Raw genomic sequence first — 20,159 nt, 5'->3', positions numbered from 1 at the left:
ATCGGCGGACGCACCCCGCTGAAACCCGAGACACTCCTGGGACGATCAGGGCACCCGCCTACGTCCCCGGAAGCGATCGTCACGGTGCTCCCCGTTCACCAGGATGAGGCGGAGCGCTTCGACTGCATTCCACACATCCATGTAGCGCACGTACAGCGGCGCCAAGCCGAACCGCATCAGATCCGGGCCCCGGAAGTCGCCGACCACGCCCCGGGCGTAGAGCGCCTGGACCAGCGCGTCAGCCTCCGGATGGCGCAGGGAAACCTGGGCGCCTCGTTCGTCGGCGTCGACGGGACTCGCCGGGATGACGCCGAACTCCGCGAGACATTCGGCGGCCAGCCGGAGGAAGAGGTCGCCCAGCGCCTCGCTCTTGCCTCGCAACTCGGCCATCTCGATGTCCTCGAAGGTCCGCAAGCCGTCCTCGAGGGCTGCCAGCGACAGGATGGGAGGAGTTCCGTGAGGAAACGCCGCATTCCCGGCGCGGGTCGGTAGTGCGTGTCGAAATCGAACGGACTGGCGTGCCCCATCCAGCCGGTGAGCGGCGAGTCGAGGGCACCCTGCCGCTCGCGCGCCACGTAGAGGAACCCCGGAGCACCCGGACCGCCGTTCAGGTACTTGTAGCCGCAGCCGACCGCGTACTCAACCTCATCCTCGTTGAGCCGCAGAGCGACGGCGCCCGCGCTGTGGCTGAGGTCGCACACCAGCGGCACACCGCTCCCGCGCGCCGCGGCGGTCAGCGCGCGCAGGTCGCGCTTCCGTCCGGTGCGAAAGTCCACGTGAGAAACGGTCGCCACGGCCACGTCGGATCCGAGGCCCGACTCGAAGTCCTCGGATGCCGTCAGGCGAAGCGTCGCCCCGGACCCCTCAAGAAGACGCGCGAGGCCCTGCGCCATGTAGAGATCGGTCGGGAAGTTGCCCTCGTCGGCAAGCACGACGCTGCGGCCCCGCGCCTTCAGCATCAGCGCCCCGAGCAACTTGAACAGGTTGAGCGAGACGGAGTCGGCGGCGATCACCTCATCCGCGCCGGCTCCGACCAACGGGGCGATCCGCGCACCCACTCGTTCCGGTAACTCCAGCCAGTCGCTCCGGTTCCAGGCCGCGACCAGATCCGTTCCCCACTCCCGGCCGATCAGCCCCTCGGCGCGGGCCCGCAACGTCCGTGGAGGGGGTCCCAGCGAGTGTCCGCCAAGGTAGATCAGGCCTTCCGGAAGATCGAACCGATCGCGAAAACGCGCCAGCGGATCGCGGCGGTCCATCTCCACCGGGTCGCGCTTCCGCTCCATCGGTGCAAGCATAGGAACCGTCAGGCCGCGAAACTGAGGGGATCGTGGCCACGTCCCATGTTGAACGTCCCCGCCTGTTACGTCGACGGCTACAACGCGGCCCGGCAACTGGATCCGGAGCTGGCGGAGCGCTACATCCGCTACACGACCCTCGGCGATCCGCTGGCCGACCGGGCCGTCGAACAACTGGCGGCGATCGTGGAACCACACCACGTTCACCGCACGATCGCCCAGACGGTCGACCGCTACCACGATCCGCCGACGGACACGCCCGAGGCTCTCCGGGAACTCATCGAGTCCTCGGCCGTCGTCCCCGAGTGGTTCGACCCCGAGATCGCCATGACGGCCACCAGGGCCTTCCTCCGTAACTCGGACATGGTCCTTGGAGGACTCGTGGGCGGTGCCATCGTCGAGGGCTTTTCCACCCTGATCAGCAAGTCCTTCCGCATCCGCAGCCGGATCATCCTGAACGGCGTCCGCCGGCTCAAGCAGAACACCCTGCAGCTAACGGAGCAGTTCATGCCGGGCGGCCAGGAGCCCGGCGACGACGCCTGGAAGCTGAGCCTGCGTATCCGCCTTGTGCACGCCCAGGCGAGGATGCTGCTCAAGCAGTCGGACGAATGGGATACGCCCGAGCACGGGATGCCGCTCAGCGCGGCGCACATGCTGCTGGGCGCGGCCGCCTTCTCAGGCCGTCTGATGCACCATGTCGCACGCCTGGGAGGTGACTTCAGCCCGGAGGAGCAGGATGCCTACGTCCATGTGTGGAGATACACGGGACTCGTCATGGGGATACCCGAGGCGATCATGTTCCATGACCACCCTTCGGCGTGCCGCATCTTCCAGATCGCGGCGACGTGCGAGCCGCCGCCGGATGACGACGCGATCATCATGGCGAACAGCATCATCAACAGCGCGCCCATCCTGCTCGGATTCAGGGAGACGAAGGAACGCCGCGAGATGGCGGCGTTCATCTACCAGGTATCGCGGGAACTGATCGGCAACGACCTCGCGGACTCCTTCAGATTCCCCAAGTCGAGGTTCGTCAAGCAGGTACCCCTGCTGTTCCTGAGGAACAGGGCGGAGAAGGTAGCCCTGAAACTGTTCCCCCGGCTATTCGCGAACCGGTCGATCAAGCGGTTCAACGCGCTGCTGGACGCCTCGGATCTCGGCGAGATCGAGCACTCCTACGCGCTGCCCACCACGCTCCACGACGAGGATTCGCGCGACTGGTAGCGCGGCCTACTCGGCGGCGCCGGCCGCTGGTCGGCCGGCGTCCAGGTCCGCGTGCAGTGCGCCGACGAGCGCGGCCACTTCGGGACGGGTCAGCTTCGACCCCGGGCCCTGCTCCTCCACGCGGGCCAGCGTGGCCCAGGCGAGGCGAACAGGAAGCGCGGTGAACCCCAGGTAGCCGCGCGGCGCGCCGGCTTGCTGCAGGTGGGCCACGTACTCTCCGGCCACTACGAGGTCCGCGCGGGCCAGCTCGAAGGCGAGCGTCCGGTCGCGGCCGTCCCGAATGAACGACCTGCCCTCATCCTCGTCCGTCGCCGCGTCCTTGAGGATGTTCACGAGTTGCAGTGCCTCGCCGAACGCCGCCGCGCGGCGCCGTAGCGCTTCCGCCACTTCTTCCAGCGGCGCGCCAAGCAGGAACAGCTCGGTCAGCATCTCGCCGACAATGCCGGCAACGACGTAACAGTAGTCCCGCAGTTCGGGGATTCCCTTGAGGCGGAGTTCGCCGTCCCGGTCGGCGCGCCTCACGATGTGCGCCATGCCCACGCAGGTGCGGCGCACGTGATGACCGACCACCGACCGGGCAGGTGGATCGAGGGCGCGATACGCCGAAAGCACGTCGTCCGTCGCCTCGAGCAGCTCAAGGTAGCCTTCGTGAGGCGAAGGCGGTTCGGCGAGCCAGGACGCGACCAGTTCTTCCGTCTCGCCGCTTGCCGTCTCGTCCGTGTCGTTCAGCAAGTCCGCGAACCGGAACAGCGCCTCGACCCGTTGCTCCCGGCTCCAGACCGCCGCGTCCTCGAGCGTGTCGGCGATCCGGAGCAACAGGTAGCCCAGGGTCACCTGGTCCCGCGTCGCACCCTCCAGTTGGGGAATCGAAAGCGCGAACGTTCTGCTCGTCTTGACCAGAAGATCTTCGAGGTCTGCCATCAGCGAGCGCACGAGTGTACCGGCGCTGCGTGGTATCGTGCCGCCTGTTCCTGCCAGCGGAGCCACGCCCGAGCGCCTCATGAACTCCAATGCGATTGCCCCGCTCTCGCTAGTTTCCGCTGCACTCCTGTACCTCGGTTGCTCCCTGGCGCCGCCGCCGGAACTGCCCGATCCGGCGCGGGAAATGCCGGCGGACTTCGAGGAAACCCCTGCAGCCGTCACCGTCGGCGCCCATGTGCCGCTCCAGTGGTGGAAGGCCTTTGCCGATCCGGCGCTCGACCGCATCGTCGACTCCGTTCTCGATTCGAATCTGGACATGGCCGCAGCCGTCGCCCGCGTGGAGCAGGCCAGGGAACGAGCCCGGATCGCCAGGGCCGCGATCCGGCCGGTCGTTGCGGCCGGCGCGGGGATCAACGACCTGACGAACCCCACTAACACGGGCTTCGGTGCCCAGATTCAGGAACTCGGGTTGGAACGGCTCGCCCCTGGCTTCACCCTGCCGGAGCGGCTCGCGATCACGACCTGGTCCCTCAGCGCCGACTTCTCCTACGAGATGGACTTCTGGGGAAGGGCCAGCAGCTCCGCGCTCGCCGCCGGCGCCGAGTATCTCGCCTCGGAGTCCGACTACCAGACCGCGAGGATCGGGATCCTTGCGGAGACGATCGGCGCCTACTTCGAGGTCGTCGACTTTCGCCGGCGAATCGCGATCAGCCGACGGATGGTCGATGTCCTCCTGGAGCGCGAAGATGTCGCCTCCACCCGCTACGACCGCGGTCTGGCCGACTCCTCCGTCCTCTATCGGATCCGCCAGGACCTGCGGAACACCCAGGCCATCCAGCCCCAACTCGAAAACGGACTGGCGAACGCGGAGGGACGGCTCGCCGTCCTCCTCGGCGGCTACCGGAACGATCTGGCCGAACTGCTGCCCGAACCGTTGGCGCCCGAGACTGCGGCCGATCCCGTTCCGCCGGGGATCCCGGCCGACCTGCTCATGCAGCGGCCGGACGTCAGAGCGGCGAGACACCGGCTCGAAGCCGCCCGCTTCCAGGTTGACGCCCGGCGCGCCGAGCTTCTTCCGACCCTCTCGTTCTCGGGCTCGATCGGGCTCCAGAGTTCCAAGGTCGACAGCCTGTTCAAGGTGGACCAGTGGTTCACCAACCTGGCATCCAACCTGCTCGCGCCGGTCTTTCAGGGCGGCCGGCTGCGCAGCAACGTGGCGCTGGCCGAGGCCCGGTTCGGCGAGCTAGCGGCGACCTACGGCCGCACGGTCGTCACCGCCGTCAACGAGGTCGAAACGGCGCTGGCCGTGCACGGGAACGAGGGCCGGCGTCACGCCCTGCTTGCCTCCCGGCTGGAAGAAGCCCGGGCGACGGAGAGACTCCGCTCTCAGAGATACGAGGCGGGCATCGGGGGCTACGCCGACTTCCTCGACGCGCTGCTGACCCGCCTGAACGTCGAGTCCGCCCTGGCCGGCGCTGAGCGCGATCTCGCGCTCTCCCGGCTGACCGTTCACCGCGCCCTGGGAGGCGCCTGGACGCCCGAGGCTTCGGCAGGCGAAGCGCCGCCGGCCCAGGCGTCGCCACAGCCGGCGCCACAAACGGAGTAGGACCGGCAAATGAGTCGACTAACCGGCTTTCTCGTTGGCGGCGCGATCCTGGTCGGGGCCACGGGTCTTGCCGTGTTCATGGTCTCCCAGCGGCCCGAACCGGAACGCATACCTCCACCCTCCCAGGTTCCCTTCGCGACCACCGCCCCGGCGCAGGCCGGCGAAGGCGCGATCCCCGTGTTCGGGGCCGGCACGGTGCGGCCCCGAGCGGAGATCGACATCACCGCCGAGGTGAGCGGCAAGGTGGTCTGGGTCGACCCGGCGTTCCAGAGCGGCGGGCGGGTGCGCCAGGGGCAGGTGCTCTTCCGCATCGACGATGTCGACTACCGGCGCGAAGTGGAGAAGGCGCGAGCCAACGTCAAGCTTCAGAGGGTCGAGGTCCTCAAGGTAGAGGAAGAAGCGCAGGTCGCGCGCAAACAGTACGAGCAGTTCAAGGAACGCCAGGCGGAAAGCGGAGAGGCTTCCGAAGCGAGTCCGCTCGCGCTCTGGCAGCCTCAGCTCGAGGCCGCCGAAGCCGCGCTGGCCCGGGACGCCGCCGTCCTTGCCGAAACCGCGCTGAACCTCGGGCGAACGGCGGTCAAGGCGCCCTTCTCCGGCGTCGTGCGGACCGAGTCGGTCGACGTGGGGCAATTCGTCGCGGCGGGCCGGGGAGTGGCGCGGCTCTATGCGTCCGACGCCGTCGAAGTCGTCGTCCCTCTCTCCGACCGGGAAGCGGCGCTCATTCCCGGCCTGTGGGATCTGCGGGCCGGCGACGGGAATCGGGAGGTGGTGGCCCGGGTAGTCGCGGACTACGGCGGCCGGCGCTACGACTGGGACGGATACGTGGACCGGGTCGAAGGCGCGCTGGACGAGCAGACCCGTACCCTCGACGTGATCGTGCGGGTTCCGGAGCCCTACGGCAGCGGCGACGCGGACTCCGACGACGCCGGACCACCGCTGCTGGTCGGCAAGTTCGTCGACGTGAAACTCGAGGGGATCGCACCGGACGCCTACTTCAGGATCAGGCGGCCGGCGCTCCGGCCCGGCAACGAAGTCTGGGCCGTGCGGAACGACAAGCTGCGGATCGTGCCGGTCGAGATCCTCCAGAGACTCGACGACAACGTCTACGTGACCGGAGATCTGGAGGCCGGCGAGCAGGTCGTCGTCGCCGGGATCCAGGTTGGGACGGACGGCATGGAGGTGCGAACGGCAAGCGCGCAGCCGGAGTGACGCAGAGCAGTCTGTGCGGTACCTGGCGATCGAGTACGTGCTACTGGCCACGCTGCCTCTCGTCGGCTGCGGCGACGCCCGGTCCGGCGAGGATCGCGAGGGCTGGGAACTCGTCTGGTCCGACGAGTTCGACGGCGCGGCCCTGGATGCTGCCAAGTGGAACATCCAGACGGGCGACGGCACCGCCGAAGGCATTCCCGGCTGGGGCAACAACGAGCTGCAGAGCTACCAGGCCGCAAACATCTCCGTGTCGGACGGCGTCCTGGTCATCACGGCCCGCGAGGAGGACGCCGGAGATGGTCATGCGTACACCTCCGGCCGCATCAACACCGCCGGCAAGCTGGACAAGACCTATGGCCGCTTCGAGGCGCGCATCCAGGCCCCCGGCGGTCAGGGCCTCTGGTCCGCCTTCTGGATGCTGCCCACCGACTCCGCCTACGGCGGCTGGGCCGCTGGCGGCGAGATCGACATCCTGGAGGTGTTCTCCCGCGATCCGAGCCCCTTCGCCCAGGCCGCGTTGCAATACGGGATGGCCTGGCCGCTCAACACCTTCGACTACGCAAGGTACTCGGGCGTCGATCCCGCGGACGACTTCCACGTCTACGCCGTCGAGTGGGACGAGCAGGAGATCCGCTGGTTCGTGGACGGCGCGCACTTCTACACGGTCCGGCGAGACAGATACTGGAACTACTACAGGGACACCGGGACGAACGCCCGCGTCTCCGGCGGCGTTTCGGCACCGTTCGACCGCCCGTTCCACCTGTTGCTGAACCTTGCCGTCGGCGGCAATCTACCCGGCGAGCCAGTGGCCGGCGCGCTGCCGGGCGAACTCAAGGTCGACTACGTGCGCGTGTACCAATGCAGCGTGAACGTCTCGACCGGCGTCGGATGCGCCGATCTCCTGGACCCAACGTCCGCCGCGGTCACGCCGCCGGCGCCGGCTGACGTCTACAAGGCGGTCTACGACCTTTACGCGGACGCCGCGGGACCGCTCCGCTTTCAGGGCGAGGAGGACGCCGTGCCGCTCGACCTCGCCGTCCATGACGCGGACGGAGCGCTTGCCATCGCGGAAGTCGCACGCGCCGACCGCGGGAACGTGATCGACCTCGCCACATCCGGCGGCGGCAGCTTTTCGGTCCGCCCGGCCGACGACGAACGGCTGACGCTCTTCGGCATGGGCGGCGCCTCCGAGTCCGGGGACTTCGCGGGCGAGCTGCAGTTCGACCTGTACGTGTTCGCCGACGGCACCGATGCGGCGGGCAGCCTGAAGGTCCAGCTCGACAGCGGTTCCCTCGACGCCGGTACCGTCGACCTGCCGTTCGCAGCGCTCACCAAGGACGAGTGGACGACCGTCACTGTCCAGATCGCCGACATCGTCCAGAGCCCCGCCCGGCCCGGCGGACGCCCCGTCGACCTCGGCCGGGTCCGGAGCCTGTTCGCGCTCGAACCGACGAGCTTCGCGCGCCTCCAAGTGGATAACATCCGTCTCATCTGCGGTCACGCCGTGCAAGGCGGCTGCGGAGTAAGGCAGGATCCCCGCAGATGAGTCAACGAACCGGCTGGGCCATCGGAGGCGTGATCCTGATCGGAGCCCTCGCCGTCGCCGCCTCCATGGTCGTGCTGAGGCCCGAGCCGGCCTCCAGGCCACCTCCTTCCCTGGTCCCCTTCGCGCTGACGGCTCCGGTGGCGGCCGGCGAAGGCGCCATCCCGGTCCACGCCGCCGGTACGGTTCAACCGCGGGCGGAGATCGACGTCACCGCGGAGGTCAGCGGCAAGGTCGTGTGGGTCGACCCGGCCTTCCAAAGCAGCGGACGCGTCCGCGAGGGACAACCGCTGTTCCGCATCGAGGACACGGACTATCGCAACAGGGTGCAGCAGGCGCGAGCCAACGTCGCGTTGCAGCGGGTCGAGGTGTTGAAGGTGGAGGAGGAGGCGACCGTGGCGCGCTCCCAGTACGAGCGGTTCAGGGAGCGCCAGGGCAGCGAAGCGAACTCCGACGCTCCGAGTCCCCTGGCCCTGTGGGAGCCTCAACTTCAGGCTGCCCGGAGGGCGCTGGAGCGGGACGGCGCCGTCCTCAGGGAAGCGGCGCTGAACCTGGCAAGGACCGAGATCCGCGCTCCGTTCGACGGCATCGTGCGCTCCGAGTCGGTGGATGTCGGACAGTACGTGGCCGCCGGCCAGAGCGTGGGGCGGCTCTACGCGTCCGGCTCGGTCGAGGTCGTGGTCCCGCTCTCCGACGACGCCGCAGCCCTGCTACCCGGCCTCTGGGATCTCCGGGCCGGCGAGGCGGACACCCGGATCACGGCGCGGGTCATCGCCGAGTACGGCGACGGGAACTACGCCTGGGACGGCTACCTGGATCGGGGCGCCGTCACCCTGGACGAACAGACACGGACGATCGACGTGATCGTCCGTGTTCCGGAGCCCTTCTCGAGCGGGTCGCCGGTCGACGCCGGACTCGGCTCAGGCACGGCTCCGCCTCTGCTGGTCGGCAAGTTCGTGGACGTGGAGCTTCAGGGCCTCGCCCCGAAGCAGTACTTCAAGGTGCCGGACTCGGCGCTCAGAACCGGTGACGAGGTCTGGGCGGTACGGGACGGCAAGGTGACCATCGTGCCGGTGCAGGTCCTGCAGCGTGCCGACAACGTCGTGTACGTCACCGGAACGCTCGAAGTGGAGCAACCGGTCATCACCGGCGGCGTCCGGCTCGCCACCGAGGGCATGGCGGTGCAGACGGCGGCTGGAGGCTCGTGAGACCTGGCTGGCGAGTCCCGCTTCCGGATCGGCGATAACCTCCGCCCATGGATGCTAGCGGCGCCTCCGAAATCCTCGAGCGGTTGCGGGACGTACTGCGCGACAGCGCGGTGGAGGAGCGGGACTGGGACGCCGTCGCTCCTGAGACGACGATCGAGTCGCTCGGCTTCGACTCGCTGACCATCCTCGACGTGCTGTACGACGTGGAGGAGGAGTTCGGTGTCGCCCTGGAGCCCAAGCAGGTCGTGAAGACCCGGACGGTCGGCGAGATCGTAGGGCTGCTGCAGCAGAACGGAGCCTGAGTCTCGGGCCAAAGCCCCGGTGCTCCACTTTCTCGAATACTGGGCGGCCCGGCTGGCGCTCCTGAGCGTCGATCTGCTGCCGCCGGCCGCGGCTTCGCGCTGGGCGGGATGGCTGGGCTCCTTGTGGTGGACCGCCGATCGGCCGCGGCGTCGCGTTGCGATCTCCAACGTCCTGCGCGCCGGGGTTGCCGAGGACGAGGCCGACGCGCGTGCGATAGGACGCGCGGCCGCACGCCACATGGGGATGGTGCTGGTCGAATCGATGAAGTCATCCCGCGTGCTGGACGATCCGGAACGCTTGCGGGCACGGATACCGGCCGAGGTTCAAGCCGTGCTCGAGGATCCGGCGCAGGGGCTAATCGTCGTGTCGGGGCACTTCGGTAACTGGGAACTCGCCGGCCAGTGGTTGTCGCGCTACAAGCCGGTCGCCGGCATCTCGCGCCCCATGAACAACCCGCGCGTCGAGCGACTGGCCCGGAGCCGCCGGCCGCGGCGCGGCTTCCGGATGATTCCGAAGTACGATCCCGACTCGGGGCGTTTCCTCAAGCTGCTGGGCGACGGCGAGATCCTGGCTCTGCTGGTCGACCAGCACGCGCACCGGGGTGCGGATGTGCCGTTCTTCGATCATCCGGCGAAGACCCACACGACCGCCGCGATGCTCCACCTGGTCGCCCGAGCCCCGCTCACCTTCGCCATCTGCCGCCGGACGGCGCCGATGACCTTCGAGCTGAGTTTGTCGCCCCTGATCGAGCAGCCGCGGAGCGGCGACCGGAACGCCGACGTGGAAGCGATCCTCCGGACGCTAAACGCGCATCTCGAGGCAGCGATCCGCCGCGATCCGGACCAGTACCTCTGGGGCCACCGCCGCTGGCGCTAGCTCCCCTCTGGACGTCGGCGCTGGGCGATGCACTCGATCTCCACCGCGGCGCCCAACGCCAGGGTCGGCGACTCGATCGTCGCCCGGGCCGGAGGGCTGTCCCCCAACACGGCGACCCAGGCAGCGTTCATCTGCTCGAAGTTGGCCATGTCGGTCAGGTAGACGGTGCACTTCGCGAGGTGGGCGAGGTCCGACCCGGCCTCTTCGAGGATCGTCTCGATGTTCCGGAGCGTCTGCGTCGTCTGCGGGCCGATGCCGCCGGGCGCCAGGTCGAAGCTCTGGCCGACCGTGCCGAGCGTCCCGGCGACGAAGATCAGCTCGCCGACCCGGGTCGCGTGCGAGAACGCTTCGAGCCGGGGCAGCTCGTCGGTGTTGATGCGAGGCGGCTGGGCGGACAGGGGCGAGCAGAGCAGACCCAGCACGGCGGCGACGGTGAACGTGAGACGGGCGGGACGCGAGGCGCTTGAGATGTGCATGCCGGAGATTGTAGGTGCGAGTTCCAATTAGAGTAGGCGCGTGGCGCGACCCTTGCTGCCCTGCCTCCTGCTGCCGGCCCTGGTCGGGCCGCTGGGTGCTGCTCCGGCGTCTGAGCAGGAAGCTGCTTCCGGCGAGGACGACCAGGCAGCCACGCAAGGTGAGTTCGACGAGCAGATCGACGTCATCGGCCTCGCTCCGCTCGACCACGCGGGCGAATCGCCCGACCGTGTCCCCTGGACCGTCCACCGGGTGGCGCCGAAAGCCCTCGACCTGTCGGCGGTTTCGGGCGTCGGCGTCCTGCTCGAGGCGGAACTGCCCGGCGTGAGCCTGGCGCCGGCGCAGGGGAGCGCGCTGCAGTCCGACGTGCTCTACCGGGGCTTCGGGGCGTCGCCGCTCCTGGGCGCGAACCAGGGCCTCTCGGTCTACGAGGACGGGGTGCGCGTCAACGAGGTCTTCGGCGATGTCGTCGCCTGGGATCTGGTGCCGACGTTCGCGGCGGAACAGGTGGAACTCCTGCCTGGCGCGAACCCGATGTTCGGCCTGAACACCCTCGGCGGTGCGCTCGCCCTGAACACGCACAGCGGCTTCGATTCGGAGCGACTCGACCTGACGCTCGAGGCCGGTTCCTTCGGCCGCCGGGCGGGCGAGTTCGGTGCCGGCGGCGCATTCGGCCCCGATGACGAGTACGGTTGGTTCGTCGGCGGTCGCTCCTTTGAGGAGGACGGTTGGCGCGACTTCTCGCCCAGCTCGCTGCGGCAGGCGCTGGTGAAGCTCTCGCATCGTGGCGAGCGCGAGCGGATCGACTTCGCGGTTGGCGTCGCGGACAACGACCTGATCGGAAACGGCGTGACGCCGGTGGAACTGCTGGAGATCGACCGCGCCGAGGTCTTTACGCATCCGGATCAGACCTGGAACGAGTTGTTCTTCCCGCGGCTGCGGCTCGGCCGGATGATCGGACCGGAGCTCGAACTCGAAGCGCAGGTCTACCTTCGTGGCAACGACGTCGACACCTACAACGCGGACGCGTTCGAGGGTGACGACGACGATGACGATGACCACGGCCACGACGACGACCACGATCACGACGACCACGAAGGCGATGACGACCACGACGACGAGTTCGACGCCGTCAACAACCAGAGCCGCACCGAGCAGGAAGGACTGGGCGCTTCGATCCAGATCTCCGGTCTGACTGGTTCGGGCCGTTGGCTCGCCGGCGCCTCGTGGGACGGCGGGCGCGCCGACTTCGCCTTCGAGACGGAACTCGCCTCGCTCACCGGCACCAGGACGACGATCGGCAGCGGCATGCTGCTTCCCGGTTCCGAAGTCGGACTGAGAGCCGACACCGGGCACGCCGGCCTGTGGGCGCTGCGGCACTGGACGACTGCCGGCGACCGGCTGACCTGGACCCTCCAGGCCCGCTACAACGACAGCCGGATCGAGCTCAATGACCGGTTGGGCACGGCGCTCGACGGCGATCACAGCTTCTCTCGCCTCGTGCCTTCGGCCGGCTTCGTCCGGGAGTTGCGAGGAAACGGAAGTTCGTCGATGCTCCTGTTCGGGAACGTCTCGCAGTCGTCCCGCGTGCCGACGCCGGTCGAGTTGACCTGCGCCGATCCGGACGACCCGTGCCGTCTGCCGAACGCCTTCGTCGCCGACCCGCCGCTTGACCAGGTGGTGACGACCAGCGCCGAGTTCGGCCTGCGCGGAGGTGGCCCTTCGCTGCGGTGGAGCGCCGCCCTGTTCCACAGCGAGAGTCGGGACGACATCATCTTCGTCTCCAGCGGCGCCGGCACCAGCGCCGGCTACTTCACGAACGTCGACGCGACCCGCCGGCAGGGGCTCGAACTGTGGCTGCGCGGCAGCCACGACCGGCTGAACTGGGATGCCTCCTACACCCTGCTCGACGCGACGTTCCAGGATCGCCTGACCCTGTCGAGTCCGCCGCATCCGTTGGCCGAGGACGGGGAGATCGAGGTCGAGCCGGGCGACTTCCTGCCCGGCGTGCCGCGCCGTCAGTTCCGGGCCGGCGCCGACCTGACCTTGGGCGGCCGCGTGGTGCTGGGGGCGCGGCTGCTCGGCGACTCCACCCGCTACCTGCGAGGCGACGAGGCGAACCTGCTGGAGCCGGTCGGCTCGGCGTGGCGGGGCGACCTCTGGAGCCGCATCGAACTCACCCCCTCGCTCGACCTCGATCTCGAGGTGTCCAACGTGACGGACCGCGAGTACGAGACCTTCGGCGCACTGGGTGAACCGGACGAGGTGCTTGGCGACGACTACGAGGATCCGCGCTTCCTGAGCCCGGCCGAGCCGCGGGCGTTCCGCGCGTCGCTGCGGTTTCGACTCTGAAGGCGGAGACCAGAGCCGAATGGCGCCCGCACGCTGCTGATAGTCTGCCGCCGGTGCGCGAGAAGGACGGTCGTTCAGTGACGGGCAGGGTGCTGGCCCTTGCTTTCGCTCTCGGGGCATTCGCCGCGCAACCCGGTACGGCGGAAGACTGCAAGCCTGAGAGAGCCGAAGGCCCGGTAACGATCGAATCCTGCGACATCGACGGGACCGAGTTCCGCCTGCTGCGGGCCGAAGTGGTCGTGCAGGGGTCGATTTCGTCGGCGATCGCGATGCTCGAGGATGCCGACGCATGTCCCGAGTGGCAGGGGATCTGCGAAGAGGAACGTGCGACGTCTCTGGAGCAGCCGTTTCAGTCCCTGCGGAACCGCATCTCCGGCTCCGGACTCTCGAGGCGCGTGACGATCGTCCGCTCGCGCTGGTTGCGCACGAGCGACGGCCGCGTGATCAACGACGTAGCCGGCGCGGATGATCTGACGCCCGAGTTCGAGGGCAGGCGCGTGCTCTGCATGTACTTGAGGTGGATCCTGACCCCGGGCGACGAAGAGGGGACAGTCAAGGTCGTCCAGGACACGGTCAGCGACCCGCAAGTCCCCGGCGGTCTTGGACGGATGCTCGCCAACCGGGGCGCCATGAACGCGATGATGGAGACCTTCACGAACTTCGGTCCGCAGCTCGGCGACGCGCGGTACGCGAGCGGGCCGGACATCGCGTCCCTGCCGCTCGTGGAAGAGGAGCTGCCGGACCTCGGCGAGGAATTCGTCGCCTGTCAAGCGGCGCGGCAGTAACCGTTTCGTTCGGTTAGTCGCATGAGCCGTCGTCGGACCATGACCAGGGCGGCGCTGTTAGCGCTGGCCGCGCTGTTCCTCTCGTCTGGCCTGTGGGCGCACGGTGTCGCCGACCAGGACGAGCTCTTCCTGACCAATAACGAGGGTCTGGCGGTCGGGCCCTACATGTACCTCGGCGCCAAGCACATGGTCACCGGGTACGACCACCTGGCGTTCCTGGCGGGGGTCATCTTCTTCCTCTACCGCTTCCGCGACGTCGCGCTCTACGTGACCCTGTTCGCGGTCGGTCACAGCGTCACCCTGCTGGTCGGCGTGCTCGGCGGCATCCACGCGAATCCGTTTCTCATCGACGCGATCGTCGGCCTGTCGGTGGCGTACAAGGCGTTCGAGAACCTGGGAGGGTTCCGGGCACTGGGGGTCAAGATCGATACGCGCGCGGCCGTGCTCGTGTTCGGCCTGTTCCACGGCTTCGGCCTGGCGACGAAGCTGCAGCCGGTGGAGATCTCTGGCAGCGGTCTGGTCGGCAACATCGTCTCCTTCAACGTGGGCGTCGAACTCGGGCAGTTCGCCGCCCTCGCCATCATCCTGCTGAGCTTCAACCTCTGGCGAGTCAGCGGCCGCTTCCAGTCTCACGGCTACGCCGCGAACGCGGTGCTGATGACGGTCGGCTTCCTGCTGGTCGCCTACCAGTTGACGGGGTACTTCTTGTCATGACGGAAACCACTCCCGCTCCGGGCGGCGATCTCGGAACGCCACCGCTTCGCAAGCTGCTCAAGACCGTGGCGATCACGCTCGCCGCCGCCGCGTTCGTCTTCGTCGTCGTCATTCTGCCGGCCGAGTACGGCATCGATCCGACCCGCATCGGCGGCCTCCTGGGCCTCGATCGGCTCTACGAGGCGGCCGGCACCGAGCCGATGGCGGAGGCCGAGGAAGGGCTCCTGGCCCAGATGACCGGCAATCGTGAACTCCGGGCCGAGACGGTCACGATCGAGATCGGCGCCAACGAACAGATGGAGTACAAGCTGCAGATGATCGAGGGGATGACGATCGTCTACTCCTGGCGGACGGACGGCGGAACGCTCTACTCGGATTTCCATGCCGACCCCTTCAACGACCTCGACGACGAGCCGGTCCGCTACGCCGAGGAATTCGACGTCACGGGCGGCCGGGGCGGCCTGACCGCGGGCTACTCCGGCAACCACGGCTGGTTCTGGCTCAACGAGAGCGACTCGCCGGTCACCATCGAACTCGACGTGCGCGGCTTCTTCACGAACATGAGGGAGATCGGCCGGGCGCCGGCAGGTACCGAACACCTGGACTCGGAGGCCTACGAATGAAGCTCTACTGGTGCCCGCAGACGCGGTCCAGCCGCGCCGTCTGGATGCTTGAGGAGGCGGGCGTCGACTACGAGCTTGTGTATGTCGACGTCACGAAGCCGGAGCGGACTCAGGAACACCTGGCCGCGAGTCCGATGGGCAAGGTGCCGGCGCTCGAGGACGGCGACGTGAAGATGTGGGACTCGGCGGCGATCTGCCTCTACGTCGCTGACCGCTACGCGTCCGGACGTCTGGCGCCGGCGCTGGACGATCCGCTACGCGCCCGCTTCGTGCACTGGCTGATCTACTCGCCGGCGATGATCGAGCCGGCGATGTTCGAGTCGGGCCTCCGGACCGTCGTGCCCGAGGAACACCAGGCGGAAGCGTTCAATCCCGGCCGGCTGGGCTGGGGCAGTTTCGCGAAGACGATCGAGGTTTGGGAGGAGGGCCTTGGCGATGGCCCCTGGATCCTGGGCGAGGAGTTCAGCGCCGCGGACGTGATGCTCGGCAGCAGCGCCGTCTTCCTGCGCATGTTCGGGATGCTCCCCGAGTCGCCGGTGCTCGAGGCCTACGGCGACCGCTGCATGGCCAGGCCGGCGTTCCAGAAGGCGCAGGCGGCGGAGGTTCCCGGCTGAGCGACCGATGAGCGAGGCCGGCGACCCGACAGTCCGTGGCGGTCCGATCGCCTTCATGGCGAGCAACCCGATTGCCGCCAACCTCCTCATGGTCTTCCTGCTGTTCGCCGGGCTGCTGGCGGCGGGCCAACTCGTCCAGGAGATGCTCCCGGACGCGTCGCTGGATCGCGTTCAGGTCATGGTTCCGTACCCGGGCGCCGCCCCGCAGGAGGTCGACGAGGCAATCGTCCGCAAGATCGAGGAGGAGCTCGGGTCCCTGGACGGCGTCAAGCGGATCGAAGCCTCCGCCTCCGAGGGGCTCGGAACGGTCACCGCCGAATTCAAGAGCGGCACCGACATCGACCGCGCTCTGAACGAGGCCAAGGCGCGGGTGGACCGCATTCCCAGCTTTCCCGCGGGAGCGGAACGCCCTGAAGTGCGCGAGGTGACGAGCCGGCAAAGCGTCATTCGCCTCCTGGTTCACGGCGACGTGCCGGAACGGACGCTCAAGGAACTGGCCTACGACATCGAGGATGGCATCGCGGCGCTTCCCGCGGTGTCCTACGTGGACACCAGCGGCTTCCGCGAGTACGAGATTTCGATCGAGGTCCCATCGCACCGGCTCCGGGCCCTGGGGCTGACCCTGAGTGACATCGCCGTTGCCGTGCGGCGGGGCTCGATGGACCTATCAGCGGGCAGCCTCTCGACGGGCGGGGAGGAGATTCGGGTCCGGACGATCGGCCAGAACTACGAGCAGTACGACTTCGAGGACATCATCGTCCTGTCCCGTCCGGACGGCACGTCGCTTCGCCTGGGCGACATCGCCGACCTGCGCGACGGTTTCGCGGACACCGACCTGATCACCCGCTTCAACGGCAACCGGGCCATTCGCGTCGACGTCACCCGCACCGCGGACGAACAGGTGTTCGAGATCTCGGAAGCCGTCAAGGCCTATCTGGTGACGGAAGTGATCCCCGCTCTTCCGGCCGGCGTCGGCGTCGAGATATGGCGGGACGACTCGACGCTGGTCGCCGGCAGCCTGTCGGTCCTGATCGAGAACGGCGTCCTGGGGCTCCTTCTCGTCTTTCTCGCCCTGACGTTCTTCCTGGAGATCCGCCTCGCGCTATGGGTGGCCGCGGGGCTGGCCGTCGCGCTGGTGGGAACGCTGTGGGGCATGCAAATGCTGGGCGTCTCCATCAACATGTTCTCGATGATGGCCCTGGTGCTCGCGCTCGGGATCGTCGTGGACGACGCGATCGTGGTGGGCGAGAACATCTTCGCGGGACGAAGACGGGACCGCGACGGGCTGACGACGGCGATTCGGGGCGCGCAGCGGATGAGCGCTCCGGTCATCTTCTCCGTGCTGACTACCGTGACGGCCTTCTGCGCCCTGCTGACCGTCCCGGGCTCCACCGGCAAGATCATGAGAAGCGTGCCGCTCGTGGTCATCATCATCCTGATGATTTCGCTGGTGGAGTCGCTGCTGATTCTTCCCCGTCATCTTTCGCATCTGCCGCCGCCCGGACGAACCGCGTCGACGTGGGCCGGCCGCCGGTTGTTGCGGATTCAGCGCGCCGTGGACCGGGGTCTGCAGTGGCTGATCGACGGCCCGCTGGACCGGGGCCTTCGTCTCGCCACGAACCATCCGCCGATCGTGCTGGCGACAGCCGCGGGCGCGGTCCTGCTCGTGACCGTCCTGATCGGTTCGGGGTTGGTCAGAGTGGAGTTCCTGCCGCAGGTGGAGGGCGACGTCATCGCGGCGAACTTCGAGCTGCCCACCGGATCGCCGGCGGACCGTACCGCGGCGGTCGGGGAGCTGGTGGAGCAAACGGGGCGCCGGGTGGCGGAGCGGCTGGCGAGCGAGCATCCAGGCAGCGCCGCTGCGGACGATTGGAACAGCGCCATCACCGTCGGCGAGCCCGCGGAGCTCTTCAATCCGCTGCGTGGCGACCGGGCGTCGGTTCCCCGCAGCCACGTCGGCGCGGTCCAGTTCGCGCTTCCGGAGGACGCCGCGGTTCCAGCCAGCGAGTTCGAGCGCCTGTGGCGGGAGGAGACCGGCACGGTGCAGGGGCTGAGACACCTCGTCTTCTCGTCGGGGGCGCTCGAACTCCCGCCGCCCGTCTACCTGGAGCTCTCGCATCCCGACCCCGTCGAGCTGGAGACCATCGCTCAGGCGTTCGTGGAGGAGCTACAGCAGGTCGACGGCGTGTTCGACATCCGTACGAATCAGGACGACGGATTCAGGGAGATTCAACTGGAACTCAAGCCGCCGGCCCGCACGTTGGGATTGACGCTGGAGGACCTGGCGCGTCAAACCCGTTCCGCCTTCTTCGGCTCTGAGGCCCTCAGGGTGCTGCGCGGTCGCGAGGACATGCGGGTGTATCTCCGACTGCCGGAGCAGGAGCGCAGTTCGATCGCTGACCTCGAACGGTTCGTCGTGCGTACGCCCGGCGGATCGGAAGTGCCGTTGAAGCACGTCGCTTCCGCGGAGTTCGTACGATCGTCAACCGCGATTCACAAGGTCGACGGTCGCCGCGTCGTGACGGTCACGGCGAACGTGGACCCGGATGTCGTGACCGGCCAGTTGATCACGCCCGCTCTGGAGCGAGACATTCTGGCCCCGCTCGCGGCCGAGCACCCGGGTTTCGGCTACGGAGTCGGCGGCGAGCAGAGGCAGCAGAGAGAGATCATCGGCGCCCTGTCGGGCGCGATGCTGTTCGTCTTCATCATCATCTTCGCCCTGATCGCCATCCCGTTTGGATCCTGGTCTCAGCCGCTCATCATCATGGCCGCCATTCCCCTGGGCCTGGTCGGCGCCGTGGCGGGCCATTTGCTGCTGGGCCTCAGTTTCGGCTTCATGTCGGTGCAGGGCCTGGTCGGCTGTACCGGAGTCGTCGTGAACGACTCGCTGGTGATGGTCACCTTCATCAACGAGAGGAGAGGCGCCGGCCTGGGGGCGCAGGAGGCGATCATCGCCGGCGCCAAGGCCCGCGTCCGGTCGATCCTCCTGACCTCGGTCACCACGTTCGTCGGCGTCGCTCCGCTCGTCTTCGAGAGGGATCCCGCGACCGTGCACCTGGTTCCGCTGGCGGCGGCGCTCGGCTTCGGCATCCTGATCGCGACGCCTCTGCTCATGCTGGTCGTTCCGGCCCTGGCGATGCTGCACGTGAGGGTTCAGGCCCGGCTACGCATCGCGACGGGAGCCGGCAGGGCGGAGCGTCAGGCGGGCGTGGCCTGATCGCGCCGACGAAGCGCTTCTACCAGGGGTCCTGTTTCTCGGCCTTGACGCGGTCGGGCATCTTGTAGCTGATGCCCTCCTCGTCGTACATGGAGATCTGCAGGAGCTGGGTGATGTTGCTGGCCCGGAGAGCCCCGGAACCGGACCAGCGCCGCTGCAGGCGTTGCTTGGCCCGAAACAGTGCGAGCGTTCCGACGTGCCAGGGTCGTCGCTTCGGGTACCCGAAGCCGTCGGCGAGTTCCTTGCCGATGAGCGCTCGCGAAAGGCGGTACCCCAGTCGCACGATCTTCTTCTGTTCGGCCGTGTCCTTGATCTGCGCAACGGAAGGTATCGACTGGATCAGCGTGTTCGCCAGGTAAGCCGACTCGGCGCTCGGTGGCGGTTCGCAGAGGTAAGCCATCTCGTACACGCGCGTGGCCTCTTCCTCGGAGGCGTACAGGATGCTCTCCGGAATGCCCATGAGGAAGCCGGAGTAGCGCCAGACGTCCATGACGCCCTTGCGCTCTTCCTCCGAGAATCTGGCGCCCAGGAGCGTCGAGTAGTCGAGCAGGCGTTTCGAGAACACGGAGATCGCATAGCCCAGGTGCGCGGCGCTCAACGGAGTGCCCCAGGCCTCGTGGTCCCAGTCCGCGGATTTCGCGAGCAGACTTCTCATCCGCCCGTGCACGAAGCGGACGCGGACTGACAGCTTCCAACCCTCGCCGTTCCTGTACAGGCCGTTCGGGAAGAAGATGTCCAGCAACTGCCGGTTGTTCTGCTTGAGGCGCCTGGTGGTGTGGCTCACCCTCCCCGTGATGGCGAAAGACTTGGCGATCAAGGTCGAGAAGCCTTCGACCAGCACGCCGGTGACGAACGCGCCCAGCATGAGATCCGCGTTCTTGTAGAACGTGCGAATTCCCGGCTCCAGGCCGTCCCATTTCAGCCAAGTCGGTTCTTCGAGGGTGTCGAAGAAGTCGCGGAGCACCCGAGGCGCTCTGCACAACGTCTCGCCCTCCCACTCGATGATGGCGCGAATGTAACGGTGCAGATCCGCTGGCGGCAGATCGGAGAGCTCCTCGAGGACCGGGTCGAGTTCGGGGTCGCCGATCGTCGTGTGGCGGATGTAGTTGTCCACACCCTCCGGATCGGAAGGCCGAACCCGTGGGTACGACTCCGAGTACGCCGACGGCACTCTCATCGAGTCTCGGGCGCCACC

16 protein-coding genes and 1 pseudogene are annotated in these 20,159 nt (G+C 68.1%); 13 read left to right on the top strand and 4 right to left on the bottom strand.

Translation table 11 applies throughout. From position 1 onward, the window contains the following. Window positions 1-45: 45 nt before the first annotated feature. A pseudogene (kynU, locus tag OXG83_14030) lies at window positions 46-1,283 on the bottom strand (kynureninase). A gap of 57 nt (window positions 1,284-1,340) precedes the next feature. On the opposite strand from kynU, the gene OXG83_14025 reads away from it, so the two are divergent. Further along, window positions 1,341-2,519 carry an oxygenase MpaB family protein gene (locus tag OXG83_14025; protein MCY3966149.1) on the top strand — a complete coding sequence of 393 codons (1,179 nt, stop codon included), beginning with the start codon at window positions 1,341-1,343 and terminating at the stop codon, window positions 2,517-2,519. Window positions 2,520-2,525: 6 nt separating this feature from the next. On the opposite strand, the gene OXG83_14020 is transcribed toward OXG83_14025, so the two are convergent. Continuing rightward, complete coding sequence (locus tag OXG83_14020) at window positions 2,526-3,440, bottom strand: squalene/phytoene synthase family protein (GenBank protein MCY3966148.1); 915 nt, start codon at window positions 3,438-3,440, stop codon at window positions 2,526-2,528. 79 nt (window positions 3,441-3,519) lie between these two features. Here OXG83_14020 and OXG83_14015 point away from each other — a divergent pair, with 79 nt between their 5' ends. The 6 genes from OXG83_14015 (at window position 3,520) to OXG83_13990 (ending at window position 10,185) form a co-directional block, all read left to right on the top strand. Next, the gene (locus OXG83_14015) at window positions 3,520-5,046 is read left to right on the top strand and encodes an efflux transporter outer membrane subunit (GenBank protein ID MCY3966147.1); all 1,527 of its coding nucleotides are present in this window, start codon (window positions 3,520-3,522) and stop codon (window positions 5,044-5,046) included. Between the two features lie 9 nt (window positions 5,047-5,055). Beyond that, the gene (locus OXG83_14010) at window positions 5,056-6,255 is read left to right on the top strand and encodes an efflux RND transporter periplasmic adaptor subunit (protein MCY3966146.1); all 1,200 of its coding nucleotides are present in this window, start codon (window positions 5,056-5,058) and stop codon (window positions 6,253-6,255) included. Window positions 6,256-6,268: 13 nt separating this feature from the next. Continuing rightward, entirely contained in the window at window positions 6,269-7,801 is a 1,533-nt protein-coding gene (locus OXG83_14005) for a family 16 glycosylhydrolase (GenBank protein MCY3966145.1), read from the top strand. Window positions 7,802-7,866: 65 nt separating this feature from the next. Next, complete coding sequence (locus tag OXG83_14000; protein ID MCY3966144.1) at window positions 7,867-9,006, top strand: efflux RND transporter periplasmic adaptor subunit; 1,140 nt, start codon at window positions 7,867-7,869, stop codon at window positions 9,004-9,006. Between the two features lie 47 nt (window positions 9,007-9,053). Continuing rightward, window positions 9,054-9,308, top strand: a complete 255-nt coding sequence (locus OXG83_13995) for an acyl carrier protein (GenBank protein MCY3966143.1) — start codon at window positions 9,054-9,056, stop codon at window positions 9,306-9,308. 19 nt (window positions 9,309-9,327) lie between these two features. Then, on the top strand, window positions 9,328-10,185 hold the full coding sequence (locus OXG83_13990; GenBank protein MCY3966142.1) for a lysophospholipid acyltransferase family protein: 858 nt from the start codon (window positions 9,328-9,330) through the stop codon (window positions 10,183-10,185). Here the strand turns inward: OXG83_13990 and OXG83_13985 are convergent. Then, entirely contained in the window at window positions 10,182-10,661 is a 480-nt protein-coding gene (locus OXG83_13985) for a RidA family protein (GenBank protein MCY3966141.1), read from the bottom strand. The two genes, OXG83_13990 and OXG83_13985, sit on opposite strands and share 4 nt — an antisense overlap. A gap of 40 nt (window positions 10,662-10,701) precedes the next feature. Between OXG83_13985 and OXG83_13980 the strand changes: the two genes are divergently transcribed. The 6 genes from OXG83_13980 to OXG83_13955 are packed head-to-tail and all read left to right on the top strand — an operon-like array spanning window position 10,702 to window position 18,964. Beyond that, window positions 10,702-13,011 (top strand): TonB-dependent receptor, encoded by a 2,310-nt coding sequence (locus tag OXG83_13980; GenBank protein MCY3966140.1) that lies wholly within the window; start codon window positions 10,702-10,704, stop codon window positions 13,009-13,011. A 53-nt stretch (window positions 13,012-13,064) separates the two neighbouring features. Continuing rightward, window positions 13,065-13,796, top strand: a complete 732-nt coding sequence (locus OXG83_13975; GenBank protein ID MCY3966139.1) for a hypothetical protein — start codon at window positions 13,065-13,067, stop codon at window positions 13,794-13,796. A 39-nt stretch (window positions 13,797-13,835) separates the two neighbouring features. Further along, window positions 13,836-14,510 carry a HupE/UreJ family protein gene (locus OXG83_13970; protein MCY3966138.1) on the top strand — a complete coding sequence of 225 codons (675 nt, stop codon included), beginning with the start codon at window positions 13,836-13,838 and terminating at the stop codon, window positions 14,508-14,510. Continuing rightward, a complete protein-coding gene (locus OXG83_13965) occupies window positions 14,507-15,133 on the top strand; it encodes a hypothetical protein (protein MCY3966137.1) in 627 nt (208 codons plus the stop codon). Before OXG83_13970 ends, OXG83_13965 begins: the two co-directional genes overlap by 4 nt. Then, entirely contained in the window at window positions 15,130-15,747 is a 618-nt protein-coding gene (locus OXG83_13960; GenBank protein ID MCY3966136.1) for a glutathione S-transferase family protein, read from the top strand. The genes OXG83_13965 and OXG83_13960 overlap by 4 nt, the downstream gene beginning before the upstream one ends. A 7-nt stretch (window positions 15,748-15,754) precedes the next feature. Further along, window positions 15,755-18,964, top strand: a complete 3,210-nt coding sequence (locus OXG83_13955; protein MCY3966135.1) for an efflux RND transporter permease subunit — start codon at window positions 15,755-15,757, stop codon at window positions 18,962-18,964. Between the two features lie 19 nt (window positions 18,965-18,983). On the opposite strand, the gene OXG83_13950 is transcribed toward OXG83_13955, so the two are convergent. Next, window positions 18,984-20,141, bottom strand: coding sequence for an oxygenase MpaB family protein (locus OXG83_13950; GenBank protein MCY3966134.1), 1,158 nt, complete (start codon window positions 20,139-20,141; stop codon window positions 18,984-18,986). Window positions 20,142-20,159 lie beyond the last annotated feature (18 nt).

The sequence above is a fragment of the Acidobacteriota bacterium genome, from assembly GCA_026707545.1.
GTDB lineage: Bacteria > Acidobacteriota > Thermoanaerobaculia > Multivoradales > Multivoraceae > Multivorans.
The sequence above is the reverse complement of the archived record's forward strand: the minus strand, read 5'-3'. Positions and strand labels throughout refer to the sequence as shown.